Source organism: Streptomyces nitrosporeus (genome assembly GCF_008704555.1).
In the GTDB taxonomy this organism is placed as follows: domain Bacteria; phylum Actinomycetota; class Actinomycetes; order Streptomycetales; family Streptomycetaceae; genus Streptomyces; species Streptomyces nitrosporeus.
Window position 1 is genome coordinate 1,961,155 of record NZ_CP023702.1, and the last position, 26,246, is coordinate 1,987,400.

Annotated in this window: 26 protein-coding genes and 2 pseudogenes; 17 read left to right on the plus strand and 11 right to left on the minus strand. The window is 70.6% G+C overall.

Translation table 11 applies throughout. From position 1 onward, the window contains the following. Positions 1 to 252: 252 nt before the first annotated feature. Together rlmN and CP967_RS08270 are read right to left on the minus strand one after the other, a co-directional pair. The gene (gene rlmN, locus CP967_RS08265; RefSeq protein ID WP_150487338.1) at positions 253 to 1,359 is read right to left on the minus strand and encodes a dual-specificity RNA methyltransferase RlmN; all 1,107 of its coding nucleotides are present in this window, start codon (positions 1,357 to 1,359) and stop codon (positions 253 to 255) included. A 171-nt stretch (positions 1,360 to 1,530) separates the two neighbouring features. Continuing rightward, positions 1,531 to 2,352 carry a class I SAM-dependent methyltransferase gene (locus tag CP967_RS08270; RefSeq protein ID WP_150487339.1) on the minus strand — a complete coding sequence of 274 codons (822 nt, stop codon included), beginning with the start codon at positions 2,350 to 2,352 and terminating at the stop codon, positions 1,531 to 1,533. A gap of 56 nt (positions 2,353 to 2,408) precedes the next feature. Between CP967_RS08270 and CP967_RS08275 the strand changes: the two genes are divergently transcribed. The 16 genes from CP967_RS08275 (at position 2,409) to CP967_RS08340 (ending at position 15,441) form a co-directional block, all read left to right on the plus strand. Then, positions 2,409 to 3,125 carry a GntR family transcriptional regulator gene (locus tag CP967_RS08275; RefSeq protein ID WP_150487340.1) on the plus strand — a complete coding sequence of 239 codons (717 nt, stop codon included), beginning with the start codon at positions 2,409 to 2,411 and terminating at the stop codon, positions 3,123 to 3,125. A gap of 656 nt (positions 3,126 to 3,781) precedes the next feature. Continuing rightward, entirely contained in the window at positions 3,782 to 4,090 is a 309-nt protein-coding gene (locus tag CP967_RS08280) for a hypothetical protein (protein WP_244338958.1), read from the plus strand. A gap of 17 nt (positions 4,091 to 4,107) precedes the next feature. Next, complete coding sequence (locus tag CP967_RS08285; protein ID WP_425281753.1) at positions 4,108 to 4,374, plus strand: DUF6303 family protein; 267 nt, start codon at positions 4,108 to 4,110, stop codon at positions 4,372 to 4,374. Continuing rightward, positions 4,371 to 5,249 (plus strand): DUF2637 domain-containing protein, encoded by an 879-nt coding sequence (locus CP967_RS08290; protein WP_150487342.1) that lies wholly within the window; start codon positions 4,371 to 4,373, stop codon positions 5,247 to 5,249. Before CP967_RS08285 ends, CP967_RS08290 begins: the two co-directional genes overlap by 4 nt. 29 nt (positions 5,250 to 5,278) lie before the next feature. Beyond that, positions 5,279 to 5,575 carry an RRQRL motif-containing zinc-binding protein gene (locus CP967_RS08295; RefSeq protein ID WP_244339000.1) on the plus strand — a complete coding sequence of 99 codons (297 nt, stop codon included), beginning with the start codon at positions 5,279 to 5,281 and terminating at the stop codon, positions 5,573 to 5,575. Between the two features lie 102 nt (positions 5,576 to 5,677). After that, a complete protein-coding gene (locus CP967_RS08300) occupies positions 5,678 to 6,166 on the plus strand; it encodes a hypothetical protein (protein ID WP_150487343.1) in 489 nt (162 codons plus the stop codon). Between the two features lie 94 nt (positions 6,167 to 6,260). Next, entirely contained in the window at positions 6,261 to 6,884 is a 624-nt protein-coding gene (gene traA / locus CP967_RS08305) for a plasmid transfer protein TraA (protein WP_150487344.1), read from the plus strand. Positions 6,885 to 6,898: 14 nt separating this feature from the next. Continuing rightward, positions 6,899 to 7,066: a hypothetical protein gene (locus CP967_RS33900; protein WP_167535345.1), complete on the plus strand. Its 168-nt coding sequence runs from the start codon at positions 6,899 to 6,901 to the stop codon at positions 7,064 to 7,066. 93 nt (positions 7,067 to 7,159) lie between these two features. Further along, positions 7,160 to 9,190 carry a plasmid transfer protein TraB gene (gene traB / locus CP967_RS08310; RefSeq protein WP_150487345.1) on the plus strand — a complete coding sequence of 677 codons (2,031 nt, stop codon included), beginning with the start codon at positions 7,160 to 7,162 and terminating at the stop codon, positions 9,188 to 9,190. A 136-nt stretch (positions 9,191 to 9,326) separates the two neighbouring features. Further along, the gene (locus CP967_RS33905) at positions 9,327 to 9,500 is read left to right on the plus strand and encodes a hypothetical protein (RefSeq protein ID WP_167535346.1); all 174 of its coding nucleotides are present in this window, start codon (positions 9,327 to 9,329) and stop codon (positions 9,498 to 9,500) included. Between the two features lie 210 nt (positions 9,501 to 9,710). Further along, positions 9,711 to 10,811, plus strand: a complete 1,101-nt coding sequence (locus CP967_RS08315) for an adenine nucleotide alpha hydrolase family protein (protein WP_150487346.1) — start codon at positions 9,711 to 9,713, stop codon at positions 10,809 to 10,811. Continuing rightward, on the plus strand, positions 10,808 to 11,698 hold the full coding sequence (locus tag CP967_RS08320) for a bifunctional DNA primase/polymerase (protein WP_150487347.1): 891 nt from the start codon (positions 10,808 to 10,810) through the stop codon (positions 11,696 to 11,698). The genes CP967_RS08315 and CP967_RS08320 overlap by 4 nt, the downstream gene beginning before the upstream one ends. Then, on the plus strand, positions 11,695 to 12,045 hold the full coding sequence (locus CP967_RS08325) for a hypothetical protein (RefSeq protein ID WP_150487348.1): 351 nt from the start codon (positions 11,695 to 11,697) through the stop codon (positions 12,043 to 12,045). The genes CP967_RS08320 and CP967_RS08325 overlap by 4 nt, the downstream gene beginning before the upstream one ends. Beyond that, positions 12,042 to 13,583, plus strand: coding sequence for a YfjI family protein (locus CP967_RS08330; RefSeq protein ID WP_150487349.1), 1,542 nt, complete (start codon positions 12,042 to 12,044; stop codon positions 13,581 to 13,583). The genes CP967_RS08325 and CP967_RS08330 overlap by 4 nt, the downstream gene beginning before the upstream one ends. Before the next feature lie 310 nt (positions 13,584 to 13,893). Beyond that, the gene (locus tag CP967_RS08335; RefSeq protein WP_150487350.1) at positions 13,894 to 14,112 is read left to right on the plus strand and encodes a helix-turn-helix domain-containing protein; all 219 of its coding nucleotides are present in this window, start codon (positions 13,894 to 13,896) and stop codon (positions 14,110 to 14,112) included. A 69-nt stretch (positions 14,113 to 14,181) separates the two neighbouring features. Beyond that, positions 14,182 to 15,441 (plus strand): tyrosine-type recombinase/integrase, encoded by a 1,260-nt coding sequence (locus CP967_RS08340; protein WP_150487351.1) that lies wholly within the window; start codon positions 14,182 to 14,184, stop codon positions 15,439 to 15,441. Positions 15,442 to 15,692: 251 nt separating this feature from the next. Here CP967_RS08340 and CP967_RS08345 read toward each other — a convergent pair whose 3' ends face one another. The 5 genes from CP967_RS08345 to rpsB all read right to left on the minus strand — a co-directional run bounded on the left by CP967_RS08345 (position 15,693) and on the right by rpsB (position 20,222). Then, the gene (locus CP967_RS08345; protein WP_150487352.1) at positions 15,693 to 16,772 is read right to left on the minus strand and encodes a phosphatidate cytidylyltransferase; all 1,080 of its coding nucleotides are present in this window, start codon (positions 16,770 to 16,772) and stop codon (positions 15,693 to 15,695) included. Next, positions 16,772 to 17,329 (minus strand): ribosome recycling factor, encoded by a 558-nt coding sequence (gene frr / locus CP967_RS08350; RefSeq protein ID WP_150487353.1) that lies wholly within the window; start codon positions 17,327 to 17,329, stop codon positions 16,772 to 16,774. Before frr ends, CP967_RS08345 begins: the two co-directional genes overlap by 1 nt. A 116-nt stretch (positions 17,330 to 17,445) precedes the next feature. Further along, complete coding sequence (gene pyrH, locus CP967_RS08355) at positions 17,446 to 18,222, minus strand: UMP kinase (RefSeq protein ID WP_150487354.1); 777 nt, start codon at positions 18,220 to 18,222, stop codon at positions 17,446 to 17,448. 158 nt (positions 18,223 to 18,380) lie between these two features. After that, positions 18,381 to 19,217, minus strand: a complete 837-nt coding sequence (gene tsf / locus CP967_RS08360) for a translation elongation factor Ts (protein ID WP_150487355.1) — start codon at positions 19,215 to 19,217, stop codon at positions 18,381 to 18,383. Between the two features lie 102 nt (positions 19,218 to 19,319). Further along, positions 19,320 to 20,222, minus strand: a complete 903-nt coding sequence (gene rpsB / locus CP967_RS08365) for a 30S ribosomal protein S2 (protein WP_150487356.1) — start codon at positions 20,220 to 20,222, stop codon at positions 19,320 to 19,322. Positions 20,223 to 20,499: 277 nt separating this feature from the next. Here rpsB and CP967_RS08370 point away from each other — a divergent pair. Beyond that, positions 20,500 to 21,138 (plus strand): annotated as a pseudogene (locus CP967_RS08370) (murein hydrolase activator EnvC family protein); the annotation flags it as partial. Positions 21,139 to 21,454: 316 nt separating this feature from the next. Here the strand turns inward: CP967_RS08370 and CP967_RS08375 are convergent. The 4 genes and pseudogenes from CP967_RS08375 to CP967_RS08390 all read right to left on the minus strand — a co-directional run. Beyond that, a complete protein-coding gene (locus tag CP967_RS08375) occupies positions 21,455 to 22,009 on the minus strand; it encodes a TetR/AcrR family transcriptional regulator (RefSeq protein WP_150491757.1) in 555 nt (184 codons plus the stop codon). Between the two features lie 200 nt (positions 22,010 to 22,209). After that, positions 22,210 to 23,058 carry an RNA polymerase sigma factor WhiG gene (gene whiG, locus CP967_RS08380; protein WP_150487357.1) on the minus strand — a complete coding sequence of 283 codons (849 nt, stop codon included), beginning with the start codon at positions 23,056 to 23,058 and terminating at the stop codon, positions 22,210 to 22,212. A gap of 258 nt (positions 23,059 to 23,316) precedes the next feature. Then, positions 23,317 to 24,489, minus strand: coding sequence for a DNA-processing protein DprA (gene dprA, locus CP967_RS08385; protein WP_150487358.1), 1,173 nt, complete (start codon positions 24,487 to 24,489; stop codon positions 23,317 to 23,319). Beyond that, positions 24,486 to 25,931: pseudogene (locus CP967_RS08390) on the minus strand (YifB family Mg chelatase-like AAA ATPase); the annotation flags it as partial. The gene dprA and the pseudogene CP967_RS08390, both read right to left, overlap by 4 nt. Between the last annotated feature and the right edge of the window lie 315 nt (positions 25,932 to 26,246).

A 26,246-nucleotide genomic window follows, 5' to 3' on the forward strand; every position in this document is an offset into this window, starting at 1 on the left:
GGAATGACCAGGAAGAGACGCGGCCCTGCCCGCTCGGCGAGCGGGCAGGGCGCAACAGCTTGAGTACTGTCCGAACTTCCTACCCGGAATGACCCGGGCGAGGTTCAGAGGGTCTGCGACGACCGGTCACCGGTGCCGCACTCTCAGCGCTGTGGCGCTCCCCTGTCGGAATATGAAGTTGATCGCACGGCCAGGCTACACGGGCGGGGCCGGACTCCCACGGCCGGCCGGGGCCCGCTCCGGCACGGGCCGTCAGCGCTCGGAGGCCGCCAGCTGTCCGCAGGCCCCGTCGATCTCCTGGCCGCGGGTGTCCCGGACGGTCACCGGCACACCGTGGGCGGCGATGGCCTCCACGAACGCCTTCTCGTCCTCGGGCCGCGAGGCGGTCCACTTGGAGCCCGGCGTCGGGTTCAGCGGGATCAGGTTGACGTGTACCCGCTTGCCCTTGAGCAGCCGGCCCAGCAGGTCACCGCGCCATGCCTGGTCGTTGATGTCGCGGATCAGCGCGTACTCGACGGAGATACGGCGTCCGGACTTCTCCGCGTACTCCCAGGCGGCGTCCAGCACCTCCCGCACCTTCCAGCGGGTGTTCACCGGCACGAGGGTGTCGCGCAGTTCGTCGTCCGGGGCGTGCAGGGACACGGCGAGACGGCACTTGAAGCCCTCGTCGGCGAAGCGCAGCATGGCCGGGACCAGTCCCACGGTGGAGACGGTGATGCCCCGCTGCGAGAGCCCGAGCCCATCCGGCTCCGGGTCGGTCAGCCGCCGGATCGCACCGACCACCCGCTTGTAGTTGGCCAGCGGTTCGCCCATGCCCATGAAGACGATGTTCGACAGCCGCGCCGGCCCGCCCGGGACCTCGCCGTCGCGCAGGGCCCGCATGCCGTCCACGATCTGGTGGACGATCTCGGCGGTGGACAGGTTGCGGTCGAGACCCGCCTGGCCGGTCGCGCAGAACGGACAGTTCATCCCGCACCCGGCCTGGGAGGAGATGCACATGGTGACCCGCTCGGGGTACCGCATGAGGACCGACTCGACGAGGGTCCCGTCGTGCAGCTTCCACAGGGTCTTGCGGGTGGTGTCGTCGTCACAGCTGATGTGGCGCACCACGGACATCAGGTCGGGGAACATCGCCTCGGCGAGCTTGTCCCGCGACCCGGCCGGGATGTTGGTCCACTCGGCCGGGGCGTGCGCGTACCGCGCGAAGTAGTGCTGCGAGAGCTGCTTGGCGCGGAACGGCTTCTCGCCGATGGCCGCGACCGCCTCCTTGCGCTCGTCGGGTGTGAGGTCGGCGAGGTGCCGCGGCGGCTGCTTGGCTCCGCGGGGCGCGACAAAGGTGAGTTCTCCGGGCTTAGGCATGGTTCTTCCAGTGTCGCAGACACGCCGAGGTACCCCGGGTCGTCGCCCAGCTCAGCGGTGATCCGGGCGGTCCGGCGCCGGTCATTGATGGTGGTTGTGGGTCGTCGTTGGCTACTCCTTGACGGCCCACAGACGGCCCGGCCCTATGGCCCCGTCCGCAGGTCAGGGCCGTCAGCCAGCGCTGCCGGTCGGGACAGTGCCGACGGCCAAAAGGTGCGAGCTGGCGGCGAGCAGTTCCGGGTACGGCTCTGCCATACGGGCCGCGTCCATGGCTGAGGCGATCAGCTCATCCGTGGGACCTTCGCCCGGCTGCTGCTCTGCCGCCTTCACCAGCGACCAGGCCGGGCCCTCGATGCCGAAGACCTGCACGGTCTCAAGCCCGGAGGCGACCAGTTCCGTCACCAGCTCTTCGGCCCGGTGGAAGTAGGACAGGGTAAACCCCCGCGCTCCGTCGTAGACCGCCGTCTCCAGAATCTTGGAGACAGAGTTGTGAATCCGCTCGGTGTGCAGGTGGGCGTACGTGACGTGCTCGAAAAGCGACGCATAGCGATTGATCGCGGCTGCGGCGACCAGCCCGCCAGGCTTGGCCACGCGGGATGCCTCCGCGAGGGCCCGCTGCCGGTCGGCGGGGTCCGGTAGGTGGTAGAGCGGCCCGAGGAGCTGCACGACGTCGAAGGTGTTGTCGGGCTCGGACAGGTCGCGCGCGTCCCCGACAGTCGCCGGGCACACTGCCGACGCGGCTTCAACGTGACGGGGCACGGGATCCACCAGGGCGACGTCGTAACCGTCCTTCACGAGCCATTCAGCGTGAATCCCGGTTCCCCCGCCCACGTCGAGCACACGTGCTGGCGCAGGGGGCAGAAAACGCCGGAGGAGTTCTTGGGTCCTGACCAGTTCCATCCGACCGTCTGCCGAGCTGCGCAGACGACTGTCCTCGTTGACCGTCTCGCCATAGAACCGCATCACGGAGGGAGCCAATTCGAGATTCGACATGGTCGCAGTATCGTGTGTACCGGTGGACCAGTCCAGTGCAGGAAATAGGGGAAGCCATGGCAGTCCTGAAGTACGAAGAGATCGCAGAGTTCCTGCGTGCCCGCATTGCCGCTGGTGAGATCGCACCCGGGGCCACGATCCCATCGGGCCGCGAACTGGCTGAGCAGTGGAACGTGTCACGGGCCACCGCCATCAAAGCCGTCGACGTACTGCGCAACGACGGCGTAGTCGTGGCCAAGCAAGGAACCGGGTTCGTCGTCACGGAGATGCCCGTGGCGCGCCCTGCTGGCGCTCGCCGCGCGGGTTCTGCTCGCATCCTGGGCGGGATGCCGTTCCAGCGCGTCGGGGAACCCGACTGGGCTGAACCCCCTATCCGCGTCGCTGCCGCCCTCGGCCTCTCCCCCGGAACAACGGCGCTTCGGCGCGTTCGGGTCCTACAACTCCCGGACGGAACACCGAACAGCTGCGTTGAGGCGTGGTTTCCCCCGGAGATCGCAGAGGTGTCGCCGCGCCTTGCCGACACCAACCCGATCGCTGAAGGGACGACACGCTATGTACGACGACAAACCGGGCGGGGTCCGTCAGAAGGCGTGGACATCACAACCGTGCGCCTTGCCTCAGAGACAGAGGCGGACCTCCTAAAGGTGCCGCAAGGCACCCCGGTCGCCGTACTACTGCACACCGCGTACGACGAGCAGGGGAAGCCGTTGGTGTGCGAGGAGGGAGTCACGCCGGCGTCTCTCTTCGAGCAGGTGGACACCTACGCGATGTAGCCAGCAAGAGACGCCAAAGAGAGCTGGACCAGTGGACCGGTCCAGTTTTTTTTATTTCCCAAACCCCCCCCTCACCTGCACCTTCATACGGAAAGAGGGCAACATGAGCAAACCCATCGCTTGACTGGACCGGTCCACCGGTCCAGTCTCTTGTTGTGGCCACCACCCGATCCGGAACTTTCGGAAAGAAGTGGTGACCAACGCAGAAGGGGCCTTCTTTGGGCTGCTTCAAACTGCGCCCGTCGGCTCTCCGCCGGACCGCATCGCTGAACAACTCCACAGTGTGATCCACCGCAGCACGACGGCCGTGACGACACCGGCCGGGGCGAGTGGAGACCAGTCGGCCGAGAAGGGGCTCCCGTCACACCGGGGCCTGACACCCCAGACGGGGGACACGCCACCGACTTGAAAGAACCGCACGGCACACCTTGAAGCTGCCTCCCCAGACGTCCGGGATTTCGGATCTCCCCGGATCGAGCGGCGCCGTGCGAATCGGAGAACCGAGCCCCGGCAGTCACGCCGTGAGGGCGCCCGATCGACTCGGGCCCGGGGCGCTGCCGCCAACCGAGGCGGCTGACACATAACGGCGCGCGGCCCCGGGTCTAGCCACCCGGGGCCGCTGTTGGGCCGTTCACCTGCGAAGGAGATAACGACCCATGAAGAACATCGTTGCTGGTCATGTGGCCGTTACGGCCACCGAGTTCATCGAGTTGGCTCTGGGTATCGATCTGGAGCTGTTCACCGGTCCGGCTGTCGAGTCTGCGATGGAGCGGGCGGCGCGGCTGGACGTGGCCCGGGAGGTCCTGGCGGAGCTGCGGGAGTCGGACCCGGAGGCCGCGGCTTACGCCGCCTCCCTGCTGCGCACCTTGCCGCTGAAGGCCCGGCCGGACGGCCGGCGCCCGCACCACATGGCCCACCGCCCGGCCGCGACGGGCGTCACCGCCGGTTCGGCGGTGGCCGCATGAGCAAGCACACTGCGCAGATGTCCATCCGAGATGGCCGGTGGTGCCTGTACGTCGCGCTGATGCGCGTTCGGGTGTCCCAGTGGCCGGAGCACGACTTCGGCCCGGCCGTCCAGGTGCCCACGGTGGCCGAGCGTTCACGGGCGCTCATCGCCCTCGGTTTCGTGTTCACCGAGGGCGCCGAGTGGGAGTGGACGGAGTACAGCGAGACGCCGGATGACGACACCTCCCCGGTGCGGCTGCTGGCCTCGGTTCAGGTGCGTTCACTGGACGGAGCCGTGTCGTGAACAGGTCCGCGAAGTTTCTGCTGGTGGCCGCGTTGGTCGCGGTGGTCGGTATGGCGTTTCGGGTGTCGTGGAACGCACTGCGGGACGTCGCCCGTGCGATCGGTGCCGATTCGACCGCGGCGACCCTCTACCCGTTCGTCATCGACGGTTTGATGGCCCTCGCGCTCATCGCCACCCTGGTCCTGGCCGGCAAGGACCGCCAGTTCGCCCTCAAGGTGCTGGGCGGGTACACGGCCGCGTCGCTGGTCCTGAACTATGTGCACGGCCTGGTCCCCGCACTGCACCAGCCGGGGGCGGGCATGGTCCGCCTCGCACACTGGGACAGCGCACACTACGCACTCGTCCTGATCGCGACGTCCCTGCCGGTCGGGGCGATCTTCTTCGGGTCCGATCTGGTCGCGAAGGTGCTGCACCACCGCCCCACCACCGAGACCGTGCGGGTGCTGGACGGGCAGGAACCCGCCCCCGACCCGCACACCCCCGCACACCCCGCGCAGGAACCGGCAGCCGAGCCCGCCGGGCTTCCCGCACCGGCTCCCGCTCTGGAGCCGTCCGCGCAGGCCACGGGAGGAACGGGCACCGTACGGGAGGCCGATCCGCACACCCCGCACGATGCCCGCACACCCGCCGCGGAGACGCCGGAGGAACTGCTGCACCGGGAGCAGTTCGAGGAGGCGGAGCTGGAGCGGATGCGGCAGGACGCACGCCGCGCGTATGCCGAATCCGCACAGGCGGGCCGTCCGCTCAGCGCCCGTGCGCTGGGCGAGGCGTTCGGCATGAGCGAGTCATGGGGACGCAAGCAGATCCTCGCCGTCCGCGACGACGAAGAGTCCTCCCGCCCGCACCTGCGGGCCGTCGAGACCGCGGCCGTGTGATGGCCTCCCTGCCTGTCTACCGGTGACGCCTGGCCCCCGACGGCTTGGCCACCCGCCGCCAGCTCCGCGCCCTCGGGCTGCGGCCCGGCGGCCAAGATGTCGCCGCGCAGCTTGAACGGCCGCGGCGTCGTCGGGGTCCGCTGGTCGCCTACCTCTACCGCATCGACCACGCCAGACCGGTCCGGCCGATGACCCCGGCCCGCCAGGCCGCGCTCGCCGCGGCGATGCGGGCCCGCCGCACCTGCCCCAACTGCCGGCAGGTCCGGGGGTACTGCATCCCGCGTTCCCTCGGCATGTGCGTGCCCTGCGCCGACTCCGGCGCCTGAACCAGCCCCTGACCACCACCGCCCCGGAGCACGGCGTGAGGCTGCCGGATCGACTCCGGCCCGGGGCACTTAACGAACTCCCCTATCAGGCAGGAGACAGCAATGGAGCAGCTCCCCACCTCCCGGGTGCAGGTTCCCCCGGGCTGGCCGACCGTCCCGGCCGCGCCCGTGTCCGGGACGGTCAGCCTCTACGGCGAGCAGTCCGGCACCGTCGTCTACGTCCCCGGGCCCGGCGGGCAGATGGTCCCGGTCCTGCGCGAGCACCTGCCCACCGCCCCCGCGGTTTACCAGCCGCGGGATCTGACCCCGGCCCCGCTCATCGACCCCCGCGCCCAGCGTCTCGCCGCGGGTGGGCTGCTGGCCGGCGGGATCGGGTTCGGGGGCGGGCAGCTCCTGGTCGGTGCCGGGCAGGTCGTGTCCGCGCTGACCGGGCTCGGCTCCGTCGTGATGTGGATCGCAGTTGCGGTCGTCGCTTCCCGGATCGCCCCGGCCGCGCTCGGCACCGCCCGTACCGGCACGGTCCACCACCACACCACCACGGTCACGCACTCCGCCCGCTGGTTCGGGCGCACCACGACGCACGTGAGCTGACGGTCCTCTGCCGCCCCCGGTACCGCTCTCGCGGGCCCGGAGGCGGCAGAGGACCGGACAGACCGGCCCGCAGTACCCCATCACGGAGGACCGCATGACCAGCAGTTCAGATCAGGTCCGCAACTTCGCGCAGCACCAGGCCGACCAGCCCTTCGGGCCGCCGCAGGGCGATGGGTTCTTCAACGTTCCCCCGCAGAACGGGCAGCAGGCCGGCGGGCGGCAGCGGGCGCAGCAGCCGAAGGAGGCGCCGACGTACAACTTCCACTTCGGGCCCAAGGACGACGGCGGGAAGCGGCAGGGCCGGGGCAGCGGGTCCCGGGTCGGTCAGGGCCAGCAGCAGGGGCAGGGCGGTGGCCGTCGCGGCAGCACTCATTCGCCGTTGGCGGATCCGGAGTTCTTCACCAACGACGACGTCCGCAACTACTGCGAGGCCGCGCGGGCCGCGTTCATCCAGCTGTCCTTCGACATCGCGATGGCCTCCGAGGTGCTGAACGCGGTGCTGAAGGAGGTGCCCGACGCGGACGGGAAGCCGTTCGGGTCGCGGATGCGGGCCCGGCGGGTGACCCGGCGCCTGTCGAAGGTCGCCGACGAGGCGAAGAACGCCGCGAAGAACGCCGCCGCCACCTACGCCGCGTTCCAGCGGGAGTACTCCCCCGAGATGCAGCACAATCCCCGCGCCCGCCAGCAGCCCGGCCGCCGCTTCGACTTCAACGCGTGAGCGGGGACCGCGCCATGGACGCTGCCATCGCTGCCGCCGCCGCTCTCGTCGCCACCCTGACCGCGGCTCTCACCGACCCGACCGTCACCACCGAGCAGGTGCAGGCCGTCGCTCAGCAGGCCCACGACCGCATCGAGGAAGCCGGGGGCGACTACGCCGGCGTCTTCCACCGCCTTTCCTGATCAGCGCCACCCGCCCCGATGGTCGCAGGGCCGGTTCGACTCCGGCCCGGGGCACTCGGCACCACCCGCAGCAGAGCTGAGAGGACACGCACCATGGCACGCAAGACCAGCAAGCACACCAGCACCGGTCCGGGCGCCGAGCAGCGTCACGAGGAGCAGTTGCAGGGCAGTGCCGGGCGCGGGGACCTGACCGGGTACGTGCTGCACCGGGCCAAGCCGCACCTTCCCCCGTGGCTGACCGCGGCCGGGATCGGTGTGGTGAGCCTGCCCGCGCACTGGCAGTGGGGCGGCTCGGCCGCGGCCGGCGTCGGTCTCACCCTGGCCTCCGTCGCCCTGTCCGGCGCGACCTGGTGGGCCGGGCGCACGACCAGCAGCCAGCGCCGTCTGCACTCCGCTGTCACCGTCGCCGCCGGATCCGCGTGGCTGACCGCCGCGGCGCTGGCCGGTCCCGCGTCGGGGCCGCTCGCGGACCTCTACCTGATGGGCGCCCCGACGCTGGCCCTGTCGTGGAACATCCGCATGGTGATGCGCCGCAACCCCGATGCCACCGGCACCGAGTCCGTGGACAAGGGGCTGCTGGAGAAGGTCGGCCTGGCCAAGACCCTGCTCAAGGGGGCGAAGGTGGAGCCGAACCGGGTGACCGTCGGCTACCAGCTGCCGCCCGGTGAACTCGTCAACGACGACGTCGCCAAGGCCCTGGTGCGGATCGCGGGGGCGCTGGACGTGGCGCCGAACGCGGTGCGGATGCGCCCGGATCCGGAGTCCGCCGGCCGCGGGGAAATCATCGTCGTCCCCCAGGACGTGCTGAAGGACGGCAGCACGTGGCCCGGCCCGTCCGCCCCGGGCGGGTCGATCGCCGAGCCGCTGAACGTCGGCTTCTACGAGCACGGCGACCCGCTGTTGATGTGGATGTCCGGTGACCCGGCCGTCTCCCGCAACGCGATGCACCTGCTCATCATGGGAATGACCGGCTCCGGGAAGTCGGTGTCCGCGCTGAACGCGCTCGCGGAGATCCTGACCCGCCGGGACGCCATCGTGTGGGGCTCCGACCCGGTCAAGGTCACCCAGACCTTCGGCCCGCTCATCGGCGCGATGGACTGGGCCGCCCTGGACATGGCCTCCACCGAAGCGATGGTCTCCGCCCTCGAAGCGGTCATCCCCGCCCGCACGGCATGGCTCGCCGCCCACGGCTACAACCAATGGGTCCCCGAAGCCGCCGAGCCCCGCGCCGACGGCAGCCCGGGCGTGCCCTACCTCGTCGCGTGGTTCGAGGAAGCCGCGAAGTCCCTGCGGGAAGGACTCGACTTCACCGGCATCGCGCAGGAAGCCCGCTCCGCCGGGGTGTCCCTGGTCGTCTCCATGCAGCGCGCCTCCGGCTACCAGATGCCCACCGACACCCGCGCCTCCCTCGGCTCGTCCTGGTGCCACGGCGTCCGCGACCACACCGACGCCGGATTCGCCCTCCCCGAGGAAGCCATCGACGCCGGCGCCCGCCCCGAAGCGTGGAAGGACAAGAAACCCGGCTACGCCTACCTCGCCGCGAACGGCATCGACCAGGACGAGTGGGCCACCCCCACCCGCTCCCACAACATCACCGCCGACGACCTCACCGCGATCGTCGCGGACTACGCGGCCGTGCGCCCCACCATCGACCCCGTCACCGCCAAGGCGGCTGCCGCGGCGGCCGGGAAGCTGTTCACCGACCGGGCCGCCCGCACCGGACACACCGCCCCCAACGCCTCCCTCCCGGCCCCTGCCGGCGGAAAGGACCTCACCCCCGTGCACGAGGACGACTTCGACGGGATCGACGCGGACGACTTCGACCCCGAGGAGGAGCTGCCCACCCCGGCCGGGACGCTCCAGCTCGCCAACCAGCCCGCGACCGAGCGGATCGCGGTCTCCCCCAGCGAGGCCCGGGAGGTGATGGTCCGGCTGCTGGAACAGTTCGAGCGGGACGGCATGGAAACCGTCGGCCCGAAGGAGTTCATGGCCTACTGCGACCAGTTCGGCCGCAAGCGCGGATGGGTCTCCGGAGAGATCGCCCGCATGGTCCTCGAAGGACGCCTCGCCGAGACCGCCGACACCGGCCGCTACCGGATCGTGCCCCAGCTCGCCACCGTCTGACACCCCCCTGACAGTCCTGACACCCCTGACGCCCTGACACCGCATTCCCCTAGGTAGACGGGGGTGTCAGACCCGTCTGACACCCCCGTCTGACGGCTCTGACACCCCGCACCTGACGCCCCTGACGGACACCCCCATGCCGCTTTTGGACTGGCGGGACGCCCGCCACTTCGACGCCCACCGGGATCTGCCGTGCGTGCTGTGCGGCAAACCCACCCCCATGCGCAGCCACGACCGCGAGCCGGTCCACAAGGTCTGCGCCGAGGACTGGTGCGACCACAATCCCCACTCCCACCGCTTCCACAACTGACCCGAGGAACCCCCGTGATCCGACTCCGTATCCAGGCCGCATTGGCCTACCGCACCCTGCTCGCCGTGCCCGCGCACGCCACGGTGGGCGCCGACCCGCCCCAGCTTGCCCTCGACATCGCCTGACAACACCGACGGCGGCCCCCATCCGACCAAGAACCGGGGCCGCCGTCGTCCAGCACAACTCAACAGTGGAACTGGAGTCCTGAATATGACGGCACGTACCAAGAAGAAGCAAGAGGTCCTGGAGATGTTCCCCGGAATGCCCGATCTCCTACCAAAGGCCCCGCCGAAGGCCGTGTCCGGCGAGCATGTGGCCCGCACCCTGGACGAGGCCATCGCCCGCTCCCACGAGATCCTCGACCAGGCCCTCGCCGAGCACACCATCGTGGTCACGATCAGCCTTTTCTCTGGCGGCAACGACTCCGTGATCGCCTCCCACCTCCTGCGCGGCCGGGTCAACGCCATCGCCCACGTCAACACCGGCACTGGCATCCCGGCAACCACCACCCACGTCCGGGACGTCACCGCTGCCTGGAACCTGCCCCTGCACGAGCTGCACCCCCGCGATTCCTACGAGGACCTTGTCCTCGGCCGCGTCATCGCCCGTACCGGCCCTAACGCGGGCAAACGCCAGGTCTGGAAAGGCTTCCCAGGCCCGGCCGGACACCGCGTGATGTACCGCCGCCTCAAAGACGAACCCCTGATGCGACTGCGGGCTCAGCTCCTCGACAGCCGCCCACGCTCCGCGAAGGTCGCCTACCTCGGCGGGATGCGCTGGGCTGAGACCCAGCGCCGGTTTCGTAACGCCGAAGCCATCGACGTACAAGGCCGACTGGTTTGGGTGTCCCCCCTCGTCCACTGGACCGACGCCCACATGCGTGAATATCGGGCCCGTCACCGCTGCCAGCAAGACCACGAGCATGCCAACCACCGCCTGTGCACCCCGGACGCCCTGCCGCTCAACGAGGTGACCGAACACCTCCACATGAGCGGCGAGTGCCTCTGCGGGGCCTACGCCAAGCCCGGCGAGCTCGATGAGATCGAGTTCTTCTACCCCGAGACGGCCGCCCGCCTCCGAGCCCTGGAAGAACAGGCCGAACAGGCCGGTCTCCTGGCGTGTCGGTGGGGACGCAAACCTCCCACCGGCACCGCATCGGAGAGCGGCCCGGCAGGACGGCTGTGCTCCTCCTGCCCCGGCACCAGCGCGTCCGGGGACGACAGCGACACCCTCCTCGATGCCTGGCGAGACGCCGGACTCATCACTACCCAGCAACATGCCAACTTCCTGCGTCCAGGAGACGCCGCATGACCACCCACCTCCTGACCGCCGCCCTGGACGCGGCCGGGCGCGGGTGGCACGTCTTCCCACTCCGACCCGCCGACAAGCGCCCCGCACTCCACGGCGAGACCGCCTGCTCCCGCACCGGGGACTGTGCCGGCGGGCACAGCAAGTGGGAGGACCGGGCCACCACCGACCCCGACCGCATCCACCGAGCCTGGACCACGGGCCGGTTCAACATCGGGATCGCTACGGGCCCGTCCAGGCTGGTCGTGGTGGACCTTGACGCGGTCAAGGCCAAAGACCCGAAAGGGACGCCTGACGGCGCCACTTCCCTGCAAGCGCTCTGCGAGCGCGCCGGGCAGGCCGTCCCGGCCACCTACCGGGTGCGGACCGCGAGCGGCGGACACCACCTCTACTTCACCGCCCCATCCGGCATCCGGCTCACCAACACCGCCGGGCTCCTCGGCCCGCACATCGACACCCGCGCGTGGGGCGGCTACGTCGTCGCCCCCGGCAGCACCGTCAACGGCCACACCTACAAGGTGCTGGACGACGCGCCTGTGACCCCGCTGCCCGGCTGGCTGCTGGACCTGCTCAAGCCCGCCGACCGGCCCACCGAGCCCGTGCGGCTGTCCGTTCCCCGGCGGGGCAACCGGGCCGCCGAGACCGCCCTGGAACGCGAAACCGCCCTCGTCGCGAGCACCCCCGAGGGCGGCCGGGAAGCACAGCTGTTCGTGAGTGCCCGGAAGGTGGCCCGGTTCGTCGGATGGGGCGACCTGACCCGGCACGAGGTCGAAGAAGCATTTCAGAGGGCGGGCGAGGCGGCCGGACTCCCGGCATCCCAGTGCCGCTCAACCCTGCGCAGCGTCATGAACTGGTCCCTCGCCAACTGCCGGCCGAGGGAGACGGCATGAGCACCCGGCCGATCCCCCCTCTGAAATGCCTTCCCGCCACCCCCACCGGCCCCCACCCCGCCGAACCCGCCCCGGCCACTCCCGGTGGTGGGGCGGCGAAGGGCGTCGCCGAAGGCGTCCCTTCATCGGTTCGTTCTGACCCGCAGACCGGAGACGGGCGGTTCCCCGTCGCCTGGCTCACCATCTCCGCGCCCCGCGGCGCCGTCCCCACCGCCACGAGCACCTGCGAGTGCGGACGCAACCTCTTCGCCGCCGGACACCGCAAAGCCCTCGCCCTGATCGACGATCACACCCGCCACCGTGACACCTGCCCGCTCCGCATCACCGAGGAAAGGAACGTCTCATGAGCCCGCACGACCCCGAGCTGTGGGCCGGGTTCGAGGAGATGACGGCTGAGGACATCGCCGGACCGGTCTGGGACGAGCCCGTGCTACTCAACCCGCGCGGGCAGCTCCCGGTGTTCCCCGTGGACGCGCTGCCCGAATGGCTCGCCGCCATGACGGCCGGTGTCGCCGAGGAGACCCAGACGCCCGTCGACCTAGCCGGGTGCCTCGCGCTAGCCGCCATCGGCACGGCCGCCGGCGGGCGTCTCACCGTGACCGTGCGCGGGCAGTGGAACGAGCCCGTCACCCTCTACACCGCCGTCGCCCTGCCGCCCGGCAACCGCAAGTCAGCGGTGTTCGGGCTCATGACCAAACCGCTCCTCACCGCCGAGAAGGCTCTGATCGAGCTCACGGCACCGCAGCGGGCCGAGGCCGCCGCCTCCGCACGGATCGCAAAAGCCGCGGCAGAGAAGGCTGAGAAGATGGCCGCCAACGCCGAGGCCGACAAGCTGGCCGACCTGACCGCCCAGGCCATCTCCCTGTCCGAGGCCGCCGAGCGGGCCGTCATCCCTGCCGAGCCTCAGCTCGTCGCCGACGATGTCACCGCCGAGAGCCTGACCACCCTGCTCTCCCAGCAGGACGGACGGATCTCTATCCTGTCCCCCGAAGGGGAGATCTTCGAGATCATCGCCGGACGCTACTCCGGCGTCCCGAACATGGGAATCTTCCTCAAGGGACACGCGGGAGACATGGCCCGCGTCAACCGCCAGGCCAGAGACGCCCAGTACATCGAGAACCCCGCCATCACCATGGGCCTCGCTGTGCAGCCCGAAGTCCTCGACGCCATCGGGCAGATCAAGGGCGCCGACGGCCGCGGGCTGCTCGCCCGGTTCCTCTATTCCAAGCCCAAGTCCCTCGTCGGCTACCGCAACCTCACCCCGGAGCTCCTGAACCCCGACGTCGCCGACACCTACGCGAAGAAGCTCGGTGGCCTGGCGCTGACGCTCGCGGGTTGGACCGAGGCGGCTGAACTCACCCTCACCCCCGAAGCTGACGCGGTACTGCTGGCCTACCAGCGCGTCTCCGAATCCCGCCTCCGCGAGGACGGGCCGCTCCGCCCGATCGTGAACTGGGCCAGCAAGCGCGACGGGGCCGTCGCCCGTATCGCTGGGCTCCTTCACCTCGCCGCCCATCCCGAGGACGCCTGGACCCTGCCTATCGCGGCCGCCACGATGGCCGACGCCACCCGCCTCGGGGACTACTTCACCGCCCACGCCCTCGACGTCTTCAACGCCATGAAGGCCGACCCCGCCCAGGGCCCCGCCCACACCCTCCTAACCCACCTGACCGAGACCCGCACCGCCACCTTCACCAAGCGCGACCTCTTCCGCGCGGTACCCCGCAGCGAGTTCCCCGCCATGGGCGACCTCGACCCCGCCCTGACCCTCCTGGAGGACCACGGCTGGGTCCGCCAGCAGCCCCCGCCGCCCCGCACCACCCGCGGCGGCCGACCGCCCTCCCCCCGCTACGAAACTCACCCCCGCATCACCCGCGCCGCCTGAAAACGCCCGAAACCTCGGACAGAACTGACAGAACCCCCCGACCAGCCGCCTGACCTGCAAAAACAAGCGTTTTCGGAGCTCTGACAAAACCTCCGGAAACTCTGACAGAACTCAAAAAACCCCGACCCTAGAACGGTCTGCCCGCGCTGACAGAACCTAGGTTTTCGAGGTTCTGTCAGAGTTTTTCGAGGTTTTGTCACGCGACCAAAAGCGGTCAACACCGCAGGTCAGAAGCTATACGGCGAGGTTCTGTCAGTTCTGTCAGCAATTTCCGGGGTTTCCGGACCCCGGGCCGAGCTGAAGGAGCCCGATGGCAACCGCCAAACCGTCCCAGCCCGTCACCGAACTCCCTGCCCGCTACCTCACCCCCAACGACCTCGCGGAGCTTCTTTCCATCCCGCTGGAGACGGTCTACGCCTGGCGAAAGAAGCGCACCGGCCCTCTCGGGTTCCGCATCGGCAAGCACCTCCGCTACGACCCCAGCGCTGTACACGACTGGATCAGCAACCTGACCGAACACGCTGCCTGATCACCCAGCTACCCCCAGGGGCGCGACCACGCCGGTCGCGCCCCTGCTCTGCACCTGAGGAGCACCACGTTGGCCGGCCACATCCAAGACCGCTGGTACAAGACTGAGAGCAGCCCCGACGGCAAGGTTCGCCGGGTCAGAACCGATCGCTACGGCACCGGCCTCCGCTACCGTGCCCGGTACATCGGACCGGACGGTGGTGAGCAGTCCAAGAGTTTCCCAGACAAGCAGAAACGCCTCGCCGAGAAGTGGCTCACCAACATCGCGTCCGACATGTCTCGCGGCCAGTACATCGACCCCCGCGCGGCCCGGATCACCTTCCAGACCTACGCCGAGAAATGGCTCACGGCTCACACCGCCGACCTGTCCAGCCAGATCGTGACGGAGCAACGGTTGCGGCTGCATGCATTCCCCGTTCTCGGCACTCGTCCGCTCGACTCGTTCCGTCCCGAGCACATCCGCGGGCTCGTCAGCGCTCTGGAAGCGAACCCCGCCGTGAGTGGTGCGTACGCACGCAACATCTACGGCGATGTACGAGCGGTGCTAAGCGCGGCCGTAGATGACAGTCTCTTGTCACGCAACCCGTGCTCCGTGAAGTCCGTCCGCCCGCCGGCAGTGGAGCGGCGCCGCGTTGTGCCGTGGCTCCCCACCCAGGTACGCGCCGTTCGCGCGGCGCTCCCCGAGCGGTACCAGACCATGGTCGACACCGGGGCGGGGTGCGGGCTCCGGCAGGGTGAGATCGTGGGGCTCGCCGAGGACGCGGTCGACTTCGAGGACGGCATCCTGCGGGTGGTCCGACAGGTGAAGCTCATCCGAGGGAAGGCGGTGTTCGCCCCGCCCAAGTGCGGCAAAGAGCGAGACGTACCGCTGCCGCCATCGGTGGCGGAAGCCCTCCGTGCCCACGCCGACGCCTTCAAGCCGGTAGAGATCACGTTGCCGTGGCGGAAGCCGGACGGCCCGAAGGTGTCAGCCCGCCTCCTGTTCACGAACACCGCGAGCGGGGTCGTGTGGCGCAGCAACTTCAACATCCAGGAATGGAAGCCCGCGCTGGCGGTCGCTGGCCTGATCCCGGGCGCCGACGACGGCAAGTTCGAGTCGGCGCGCGAGCACGGCATGCATGCCCTGAGGCATTTCTACGCCTCGGTGCTGTTGGACGCCGGAGAGAGCATCAAGGCCGTGAGCCAGTACCTGGGGCACACGGACCCCGCGCTGACGCTGCGGGTGTACGCCCACCTGATGCCGTCGAGTCAGGAACGCACGCGGAAGGCCGTCGACCGAGTGTTCCTGCCCGCGCCCGACGAGCCTGACGGCCCAGAGACGGCCCAGTAGTCGGGGGGCGGCCCCCTGTCAGAGGCAAACGTGCTGGTAGGGGGCCTGTTTCTACCCAGTCGCTGCCAGTTCTCCGGGCTTAGGCATGGTTCTTCCAGTGTCGCAGACACCGCGCGGTACTCGTCCCGGTGCGATCGGACCCCCGCGCAGCCCCCCGCCGAGGACGGCCCGGGGACGGCCCGAGGGCCCGTGGCTCCGGGCGGAGAACCACCTGGAGCCACGGGCCCTCGTACGGACGGCGGACCGGCCGGTCAGCCGGAGCCGACGAACACCACCAGCAGCAGCCAGACGACCGGTGCCGTCGGCAGGAGGGAGTCGAGCCGGTCCATGATGCCGCCGTGACCGGGCAGCAGCGTTCCCATGTCCTTGATCCCGAGATCCCGCTTGATCATGGATTCACCGAGGTCGCCGAGTGTCGCACTGGCCGCGACGGCGAGGCCCATCAGGAGGCCCTGCCACCAGGTCCCGTCCTCGATGAGGAACTGCATGCACAGCGCCCCCGCCACCATCGCGAAACCGACCGCGCCGAACAGCCCCTCCCGGGTCTTGCCGGGGCTGATACGGGGCGCCAGCTTGTGGGTGCCGAAGCGCCAGCCCACCGCGTAGGCGCCGGTGTCGCTGACCACGGTGAGCAGCAGGAAGGTGAGCACCCGCCAGGCACCGTCGTCGGCGGTGAGCATCATCGAGACGAACGTGGCGAGGAACGGCACGTAGAACACGGCGAAGACCCCGGCCGTGACGTCCCTGAGGTAGTTCTCCGGCGGCTCGGTCATCCGCCACACGAGCACCGCGAGCGCGGTGAGCGCCATCGCGATCCATCCGCCCTCCGCGTCCCACACGTAGCCGGCGACCACCATGGCGGCGCCGCCGACTGCGAGGGGGACGAGGGGGACGCTGACGCCCTTGCGTTCCTTCAGACGGGAGGTGAGCTCCCAGAGCCCGACCACCACGGCCAGTACCACCACGCCGACGAAGACGGCCTTCACGACGAAGAGCGAGCCGATGACCACGGCACCGAGCCCCACACCGACCCCTATGGCGGCGCGCAGGTCACGGCCCGCGCGCTTCTTCTGCGCCGGGGGCGGTGTCGGCGGGGCGGCCATGGGCTCCTGCGGCTTCTCGTCACGGAACAGGGGGCCGCTGACGTGCGCGGCCTCCCTGTTCCGGTCGTCGGCGTCTCTACCTGCGTCGGGAACGTCCGGCACGATGGGCATGGGCCGAGTCTGCTGGGCGCCGTACACATCGTGAGCGGGACCCGCCGGGGCGGCCCCGAACTCGGGCGCACCCCGGTAACCGGCTCCCTGCGGGGTGCCCCAGGTGGAGTCGTTCATCAGACTTCGAGCAGCTCGGCTTCCTTGTGCTTGAGCAGCTCGTCCACCTGGGCGACGTACTTCGCGGTGGTGTCGTCGAGCTCCTTCTCCGCGCGGCGGACCTCGTCCTCGCCGGACTCCTTGTCCTTGACCAGCTTGTCCAGCGACTCCTTGGCCTTGCGGCGCACGGAGCGGATCGAGATCTTGGAGTCCTCGGCCTTGGTCTTGGCGACCTTGATGAACTCCTTGCGGCGGTCCTGCGTGAGTTCGGGGAACGTCACGCGGATGATGTTGCCGTCGTTGCTCGGGTTGACGCCGAGGTCGGAGTCACGGATCGCCTGCTCGATGTTGCGCAGCGCGGTCTTGTCGAACGGGGTCACCACGGCCATCCGCGGCTCGGGTACCGAGAACGAGGCCAGCTGGTTGATCGGGGTCAGCGCGCCGTAGTAGTCGGCGACGATCTTGTTGAACATCGCCGGGTGCGCACGGCCGGTACGGATCGCGGCAAAGTCCTCTTTGGCGACGACGACGGCCTTCTCCATCTTCTCCTCGGCCTCGAGGAGGATTTCTTCGATCACCACGTGCTCCTGCGTGTCTTGAGCGGGTCCGGCACGGCCGGGCCCTGCGGGTCCTGCGTCGCGTCCTCACCTGCACGGTGTCCGACCGGCAGGCCGTTTGTCCATCCGGTGGGCCGTCAGGCCCGGGTGCCCTCGTCGCTCACCAGCGTGCCGATCTTCTCACCCTTGACCGCGCGGGCGATATTGCCCTCCGTGGTCAGCTCGAAGACGAGGATCGGCAGCTCGTTGTCGCGGCAGAGCGTGATGGCGGTGGCGTCGGCGACCTTGAGGTCGCGGGCGATCACCTCGCCGTACTCCAGCGCGTCGAACTTCACCGCGGCGGGATTGGTCCTCGGGTCGGAGTCGTAGACCCCGTCCACGCCGTTCTTGCCCATGAGCAGCGCCTCGGCGTCGATCTCCAGGGCCCGCTGGGCGGCCGTGGTGTCGGTGGAGAAGTACGGCATGCCCATACCCGCGCCGAAGATCACGACGCGTCCCTTCTCCAGGTGCCGCACGGCACGGAGCGGGATGTACGGCTCCGCGACCTGGCCCATGGTGATGGCGGTCTGGACGCGCGAGTCGATGCCTTCCTTCTCCAGGAAGTCCTGCAGCGCCAGGCAGTTCATGACGGTGCCGAGCATGCCCATGTAGTCGGACCGCGCCCGGTCCATTCCGCGCTGCTGGAGCTCGGCGCCACGGAAGAAGTTGCCGCCGCCGATGACGACCGCGATCTCGGCACCGTCGCGTACGACCGCCGCGATCTCGCGCGCGATGGTGTGCACGACGTCGGGGTCGACGCCCAGTCCCCCGCCACCTGCGAACGCCTCGCCGGACAGCTTCAGCATGAAGCGCCCTGACACCTTGCCGTCGTCGCGCTTGTGGTCACCCGTGGGGGCGTCCGCGCCCTTGTTCATGGAGATTCTCCTCGTGCACATACGAAGAAGGCCATTGCCGGTGGGGCTGTCGTCCCTGTGCGGCAATGGCCTCCTCGTCAGATCTGCGGTCGTCCGGCTTGGTGCGGCCGACGACTGCACCAGACCCTATCGGGGTCTGCCGTTGTTCGCGGACGGACTCAGATGCCGACCTTGATACGCGCGAAGCGCGTCAGGCTGACACCGGCCTCGTCCAGGACCTTCTGGACCGACTTCTTGTTGTCCTTGGCGAAGGCCTGCTCGAGGACGACGACCTCCTTGAAGAAGCCGTTGACGCGACCCTCGACGATCTTCGGGAGGGCGGCCTCGGGCTTGCCCTCCTCGCGGGAGGTGGCCTCGGCGACACGGCGCTCGTTCTCGACCGTCTCGGCCGGGACCTCGTCGCGGCTGAGGTACTTCGGCGCGAACGCGGCGATGTGCTGCGCGACGTCCTTGGCGACCTCGGCGTTCTCCTTGTCCAGCTGGACGAGGACGCCGACCTGCGGCGGGAGGTCGGGCATCGTGCGGTGCATGTACGCGGCCACGTAACCGCCGGTGAACTGCGCGAAGCGGTCCAGGACGATCTTCTCGCCGAGGTTGGCGTTGGCCTCGTCCACGTACGCCTGGACGGTCTTGCCGGGCTCGATCTCCGAAGCGAGGAGCGCCTCGATGTCGGCCGGGGAGGTCGCGGCGACGTGCGCGGCGAGCGTGTTGGCGACGGTCTGGAACTTCTCGCCCTTGGCGACGAAGTCCGTCTCGCACTTCAGCTCGAGCAGGACGCCGGAGGTCTTGTCGTCGGAGATCAGGGAGACGACGGCACCGTTCTCGGCAGAACGGCCCTCGCGCTTGGCGACGCCCTTCTGACCCTTGATACGGAGGGCCTCGACCGCGCCGTCGACGTTGCCGTCGGCCTCGTCGAGGGCCTTCTTGCAGTCCATCATGCCGGCGCCGGTGAGCTCGCGGAGCTTCTTGACGTCAGCGGCGGTGTAGTTCGCCATGAGTCTGTGTTTCTCTCTCGAAGTCTGAAAGATCTACGGGGGAACGGCGGGGGCGGTGCCTGCGCACCGGCCCCCGCCGTCTTCAACCGTGGCTGACGGGTGTCAGGCCTGCTCGGCGTCCGCGGCCGGGGCCTCGGCCTGCTCGTCGGCGATGGCGGCCGGCTTGGCGTCCGCGTCGGCGTCCTTCTCGGTCTCGACCGAGGACTGGACCTCGGCGTCGTCCTTCTTGTCACCCGCGAGCAGGTCGCGCTCCCACTCGGCGAGGGGCTCGCCGGCGGCCTTCTCGCCCGGCTTCGAGTCACCGGTGGCGGCACCGGAACGGGCGATGAGGCCCTCGGCGACGGCGTCGGCGATCACGCGGGTGAGCAGGGTGACGGAGCGGATCGCGTCGTCGTTGCCCGGGATCTTGTAGTCGACCTCGTCGGGGTCGCAGTTGGTGTCGAGGATCGCGACGACCGGGATGTGGAGCTTGCGCGCCTCACCGACGGCGATGTGCTCCTTCTTGGTGTCGACGATCCAGACGGCGCTGGGCACCTTCTGCATCTCGCGGATACCACCGAGGGTCTTCTCCAGCTTGGCCTTCTCGCGGGAGAGGACCAGGAGCTCCTTCTTGGTGAGGCCGGAGGCGGCCACGTCCTCGAAGTCGATGAGCTCGAGCTCCTTCAGACGCTGAAGGCGCTTGTAGACGGTGGAGAAGTTGGTGAGCATGCCGCCGAGCCAACGCTGGTTGACGTACGGCATGCCGACGCGCGTCGCCTGCTCGGCGATGGCCTCCTGGGCCTGCTTCTTGGTACCGACGAACATGATGGAACCGCCGTGGGCGACGGTCTCCTTGACGAACTCGTAGGCGCGGTCGATGTACGACAGCGACTGGAGCAGGTCGATGATGTAGATGCCGTTGCGCTCGGTGAAGATGAAGCGCTTCATCTTCGGGTTCCAGCGACGGGTCTGGTGACCGAAGTGGACGCCGCTCTCCAGCAGCTCCCGCATCGTGACGACGGCCATGGCCGTACTCCTTGAGGTACTCGGTTGTCGCGAGCGCAGGATTGCGCTCGCGCCTGACGCCCCGACGCGCCGTGCCACGAGGGACCGAGGAGCGCGGCCACCGTCCGCTGAGGGGGAGGTGGCGGGGCGTGCGAAGTCGATCCGGTGACCCGGATCGCCAGAAGAAGTGTACGGGACCCGCCGGGTGCCGGGTGACGGCGATGTCCACAAGGGGGCGGCTGTCCACAGATCCGGACCATGATCCCCGAAGAAGCGGCCGCCGGGGCATCGTCGGGTCATGCGCCGGACACCCGAAGTAACCGTACGCGGCCCCCGCCCCGGGCCGGGCCCCGCAGCGCCTGGGCGGCGGGGCGCGCACCCGCCCGTGGCCGTGGCGCGGTGGGCCGTGCTCGCCCTGCTGCTCGTCGCGCTCACCGCTCCCCCGGTCACGCTCGCGGTCGTACCGGGCCCGCTTGCCGGCTCCCCGGGTCCGCTTGCCGCCGCCGCGCCCGCGGGGTCTTTCGCGGGACCGGCGGACACGGTGGCGGTCCCCGCCGCGCAAGGGGCTCGGGAGGCGCCGTCCGCGGCACGGCGGACGGCCCGGACGGCGGCGGCCGGGCAGGGCGGGGAGCGGTCCTGGCCGCTCGCGGGCCGGCCCCGGGTCGTACGCGGCTGGGAGCCCCCCGCCGGTCCCTACGGGCCGGGGCACCGCGGCGTCGATCTCGCGGCACCGCCGGGCAGCCCGGTACGGGCGGCGGCGGCCGGCAGGGTCCTCTTCGCGGGGCGGGTGGCGGGGCGCGGTGTGCTGTCCGTGGAGGTCACCGGAACCGGCGACCCGCCCCTGCGGTTCACCTACGAACCGGTGCGGGCGGACGTGGCCGAGGGCGACAGGGTGGCCGCCGGGCAGGTGGTGGGCGCGACGGCTCCGGGACCGTCGCACTGCGGCCCGGGGTGCCTCCACTGGGGCCTGCTGCGTGGTGACGTCTATCTGGATCCGCTGTCGCTGCTGCCGCCCTCGCTGCTGCGGCGGGGACCTTCCCGGCTGCTTCCGGTGTCTAGGGTGCCCCTGCCCCGCGGCACCGCTTCCGGCGCGCATCCCGCCCTCGGCCCCGGGGCGGGCGGCGGGCAGCCCCCGGAGGACGGGCAGACACCGGACGGCAGCCGGGTCCCGGACGGCAGGCGGGTCCCGGAGGGCAGCCGGGTCCCGGAGGGCGGTCAGCCCCTGGCGGCCGGCCGGCCGGTGGCGGTCCCCGTCAGCCGGCCACGCCGCGCAGGACCATCGCCACTGCCGTGTCGGCGACCGCTTCCGGCTCGTCCACGCCCAGCTCGATCCGGCGCACCGCGGCGTCGACGGAGCCCTGGAGGAGCATGGCCGCCAGCCTCGGCTCCGCGTGTCCCAGATCGCCCAGAGCCTCGACGATCATGGCGATCAGCCCGCCGTGCGCGGCCCGGATCTTCTCCCGGGCGCCGGTGTCCAGCTCGCTCGCGGAGATCGCGACGACCGCACGGTGCCGCCGGTCCCCGACCAGGCCGAGCTGGCGGCGCACATAGGCCTCGATCTTCCCCTCGGGGGTGTCGGCGCGGGCCATCGCGTTCTCGACCTCCGCCGCCCAGACGGGGAAGTCGACGGCGCAGAGCTCCTCGACGACCGCGGCACGGGACCGGAAGTACTCGTACACGGAGGACCTGGCGAGTCCGGTCCGCTCGGCAAGGGCGGGGAAGGTCAGCGCCTCCGTACCCCCCTCGGACAGCAAGGAGCGTGCGGCGTCCAGGAGGGCGCCGCGCTGCATGGTCCGGTGCTCGGCCACGGAGGCCGCTCGAATCCTGGGCACGTGTCCACTCTACGGCGGCAGGTGTCCCGGGGAAGGCGGGCGTCCCTGATCGTGCGGCCGGAGCCGGTCGCGTGGCGTGCACCGGACCGGCCGCCGCCCCGCTCACACACCTGCCCTCCCCGGCCGTACCCCTCTTCGCCCCGGCTCGCACGGCCTCGGCCCGGCCCGGCCCGCTCTCAGCGTCCGGCGTCGGCCAGTTTCGCGCGGAGCTGCAGGACCGACTTGGTGTGGATCTGGCTGACCCTGCTCTCGGTGACCCCGAGGACGTTGCCGATCTCCGCGAGGGTGAGCCCTTCGTAGTAGTAGAGGGTGACCACGGTCTTCTCCCGTTCCGGGAGCGTGTTGATGGCGCGGGCGAGCAGGCGTCTGAGCTCCCGGTCCTCGGCCACCTCGACCGGGTCGTCGGCCGCGGTGTCCTCCAGGGTGTCCATCAGGCTGAGCCGGTCGCCGCCTTCTCCGCCGACATGGAGGAGCTCCTCCAGGGCCACCACGTTGGCGAGCGACAACTGACTGAAGACGGAGTGCAGTTCCTCCAGCGCGATCCCCATCTCGGCAGCCACTTCCGACTCGGTGGGGGTACGCCTCAGCTGCGCCTCCAGGGTGGCGTAGGCGCGCTCGACGTTCCGCGCCTTCTGCCGCACCGACCGCGGGATCCAGTCCAGTGCCCGGAGTTCGTCGATCATCGCCCCGCGGATCCGGGTGATCGCGTACGTCTCGAACTTGATGGCGCGTTCGATGTCGAACTTCTCGATGGCGTCGATCAGCCCGAACACCCCGGAGGAGACGAAGTCCGCCTGCTCCACGTTGGACGGCAGCCCGACACTGACCCGGCCGGCCACGTACTTCACCAGGGGCGAGTAGTGCAGGATCAGCTGCTCGCGCAGCCTCTCGTCGCCCGTGGTCTTGTACGAACGCCACAACTCGTCGAGCGGGGACGGGGCTGCCGGAGGGGCGACTGGGCGCACAGTGCCACGCGCAGCCGGTGGAACTGCCGCGCGGTCAGACCCGGAGGTGTGCTGGGGCATGTGGTGCCTTGAGCCGTTCTGCTGTGTGGTGCTGGGACGTGTCTCTGGGGCGGAATCCTTGCGAGCGTAGCGTGACTGCGGCGTTGCGTTGTGCACAGGGCCGGGGCGTCCCGGGAGGTGAATCCCCCTCATATGCCGCGCCGGTGGACAGGCCGGGGACGTCCGCCGTGCCGTGTGCGACGGCCCCGGAGGCCCGGGGCGCACCGGCGAGGACGTGCCGGGAGCGCGGATATCACCCTTTCACCCGAATGCTTCAGGTCAAGCACCGCCTCGCCGCGTATCCCCGTTGCGGGTGGGCGGTGGCGTCAACCGCCATCCTTCGCCCTGCCGTTCGACGAACCCCAGTGAGTGCAATTCGTACAGTCGGCCGAGTGCTTCATCTGTCGACGTCCCGGCGACCCGTGCCACTTCACGCGCGTCCACGGCCTCCCTCCGGGGCAGGGCGTCGAGAATCCGCGCGCAGACGGCGTCGAGCATGTCCCGGGGCAGTACGGGCCCTCTGCGGACCGGCGCGAGCTCACCGATCTCCCCCACCAGTTCGATGATCTCCGATGCGTCGGTGACCAGTACCCCTTCGCCGCGCAGGAGTTCGTGCACCCCGGCGGAGAGCCCGCTCGTCGCCGGTCCCGGCACCCCCATCGTGAACCGGCCCAGACGCTGGGCGTTCCTCGCCGTGACCAGCGAGCCGCTGCGGTACTCGGCCTCCACCACGACGGTGCCCCGGGTGAGCGCGGCGATCACCCGGTTCCTCAGGACGAACCTGCTCCGCGTCGGATGGCTCGCCGGCGGCAGCTCCCCGACGAGCAGTCCCTGTTCCCCGATCCGGGCGAGGAGTTCCGCGTGCCCGCGGGGGTAGGCGACGTCCACCCCGCAGGCCAGGACGGCCACGGTCGCCCCGCCCGCGGCGAGCGCGCCGCGGTGGGCCGCCCCGTCCACGCCGAAGGCCGCCCCCGAGACCACCACCCAGCCACGCTCCGCCAGCCCCGCCGCGAGGGACGCGGCCATGTGCGCCCCGTACGGCGTGCAGGCGCGGGCGCCGACCGTGGCGACCGAGCGCAGGGCCCAGAGGCGGAGGTCGGGGGCGCCTTTCACCCAGAGCCCCACGGGCCGGGCGTCGCCCAGGTCGTCCAGCTGGCTGGGCCACTCCGGGTCACCGGGGCAGACGAACCGCCCGCCCACCCTGTCCACCGCCTCCAGGTCCCGGGCGGGTTCGGCCGCCGCGGCGCGGAGGCGGTAGCCCGCCAGCCGTGTCGCGCTCATGCCCTCCAGCTTCCGTGCGGGCCCGCCGGGCTCCCGCAGGCACCGCATCAGTCCGGCCGCCCCGATCTCGCGGATCCAGCGCCCGCCCCGCTCGTCCCCGGGTTCCAAGACCCTGGTCAGGGCGGCCCTCGCCAGGCGTTCCGCGTCGTCGGCGGGCCGCGGGGTGTTCACCGCGCCCCCGCTTCCAGAGGCACCCCGCGGTCAATGCCCGTACGCAGTTCGAGGGCGACCGCGATGTCGGAGGCGTCCGGGCGGTCGGCCGCCCTCAGGTCGGCCACCGTCCATGCCACGCGCAGCACCCGGTCCAGCCCCCGCGCGGTGAGCAGTCCGCGTTCCATGTCCCGCTCGGCGGCCATCAGCGCCCCGGGGGCCGCGGTCAGCCTGGTCCGCAGCTCGTGTCCGGGGACCTCGCTGTTGGTGGTCCAGGGCGTACCGGCCAGCCGCTCGGCGGTCCGCGCCCTGGCTCCGCGCACCCGGGCGGCGACCTCGGCCGAGGTCTCCCCCCGGCCGCCCGCCCCCATCAGGTCCGCCCTCCCCACGGGTTCGACCTCGACCCTCAGATCCACCCGGTCCAGCAGCGGACCGGAGAGCCGGGCCTGGTAGCGGCGGACGGCGGAGGGCGGGCAGTCGCAGCCCGCGCCGGTCAGCGTGTGCCTGCCGCACGGACAGGGGTTGGCGGCCAGCACCATCAGGAAACGGGCGGGCAGCCGCACCACCCCCGCCGCGCGCGCCACCACCACGTGGCCGGACTCCAGCGGCTGGCGCAGGGCGTCCAGCGCCCTCCCGGAGAATTCCGGGGCCTCGTCGAGGAAGAGGATCCCCCGGTGCGCCAGGGACACCGCCCCGGGGCGCGGCAGTCCGTTGCCGCCGCCGATCAGGGACTGCATCGTCGCCGAATGGTGCGGTGCGCAGTACGGGGCTCCGGTGACCAGCGGCTCGCCCGGCGGGAGGATGCCCGCCACCGAGTGGACCGCCGTCACCTCCAGGGACTCCTGCCGGGTCAGTGGCGGCAGGATCCCGGTGAGCCGTTCGGCGAGCATGGTCTTGCCCGCTCCGGGCGGACCGGAGAGCAGGAGGTGGTGGCCGCCCGCGGCGGCGACCTCCAGCGCGGTGCGCGCCCTGCGCTGGCCCGCCACATCCGCGAGGTCGGACAGCGGGCCGCCGGCCGTCTGCACCAGCCCGCTGCCCACGCCCGCGCCCGGCAGCACGAGCCCGGCCCGCATGGGGTCGGGGCGGTCCCGGTCCTCGGCCGGCTCGTCCGGCACGGGCTCGTCCGCGAGCACCGCGATGAGCTGGCGCAGGCTCCGCACCCCGAGAACCGAGACGCCCGGTACCAGCGCGGCCTCCCCCGCGGTCTGTTCCGGGACCACCACATGGCGGTACCCCGCCTCCGCCGCGGCGAGGACCGCGGGCAGCACTCCGCGCACCGGGCGCACCCGCCCGTCCAGTCCCAGCTCGCCGATCATCACCACGTCGGCGACGGACGCCGGGTCGATCCGCTCCGCGGCGCCGAGCACCGCACACGCGACGGCCAGATCGAAGCCACGAAAAAGGCACCCTTGCGGGTGCCTGTCTCGCGCCTGCGCGGTCAGTCCTGGGGGTGGCCAGGTGGCGTGTCGCCGGTGTCAGGGCAGATCCATCGTCCGGAGCGGGTGGCGTGGGCCAAGTGGTTGTTCCATTCCCGCCTGAGCTGGTCGCTCATCTCACCAGGGCGTACGCAGATCACCGTCTCGCCGCCGACTTCCACCTCGACCATGGATCGTCCCGCAGGAACGAGGTCGCTGAACTCGATCCGTGCAGACGCCGGTACCGATGTTGTTGTCTCAGCCATCTGACCCCCATTGGCGCGGCCTGCCGTCATTCGATCGCGTGTTCGATCGACTCCGGAAACAGGCAGGTTACCGGACCCTCACGCCCCCCAGGCGAGC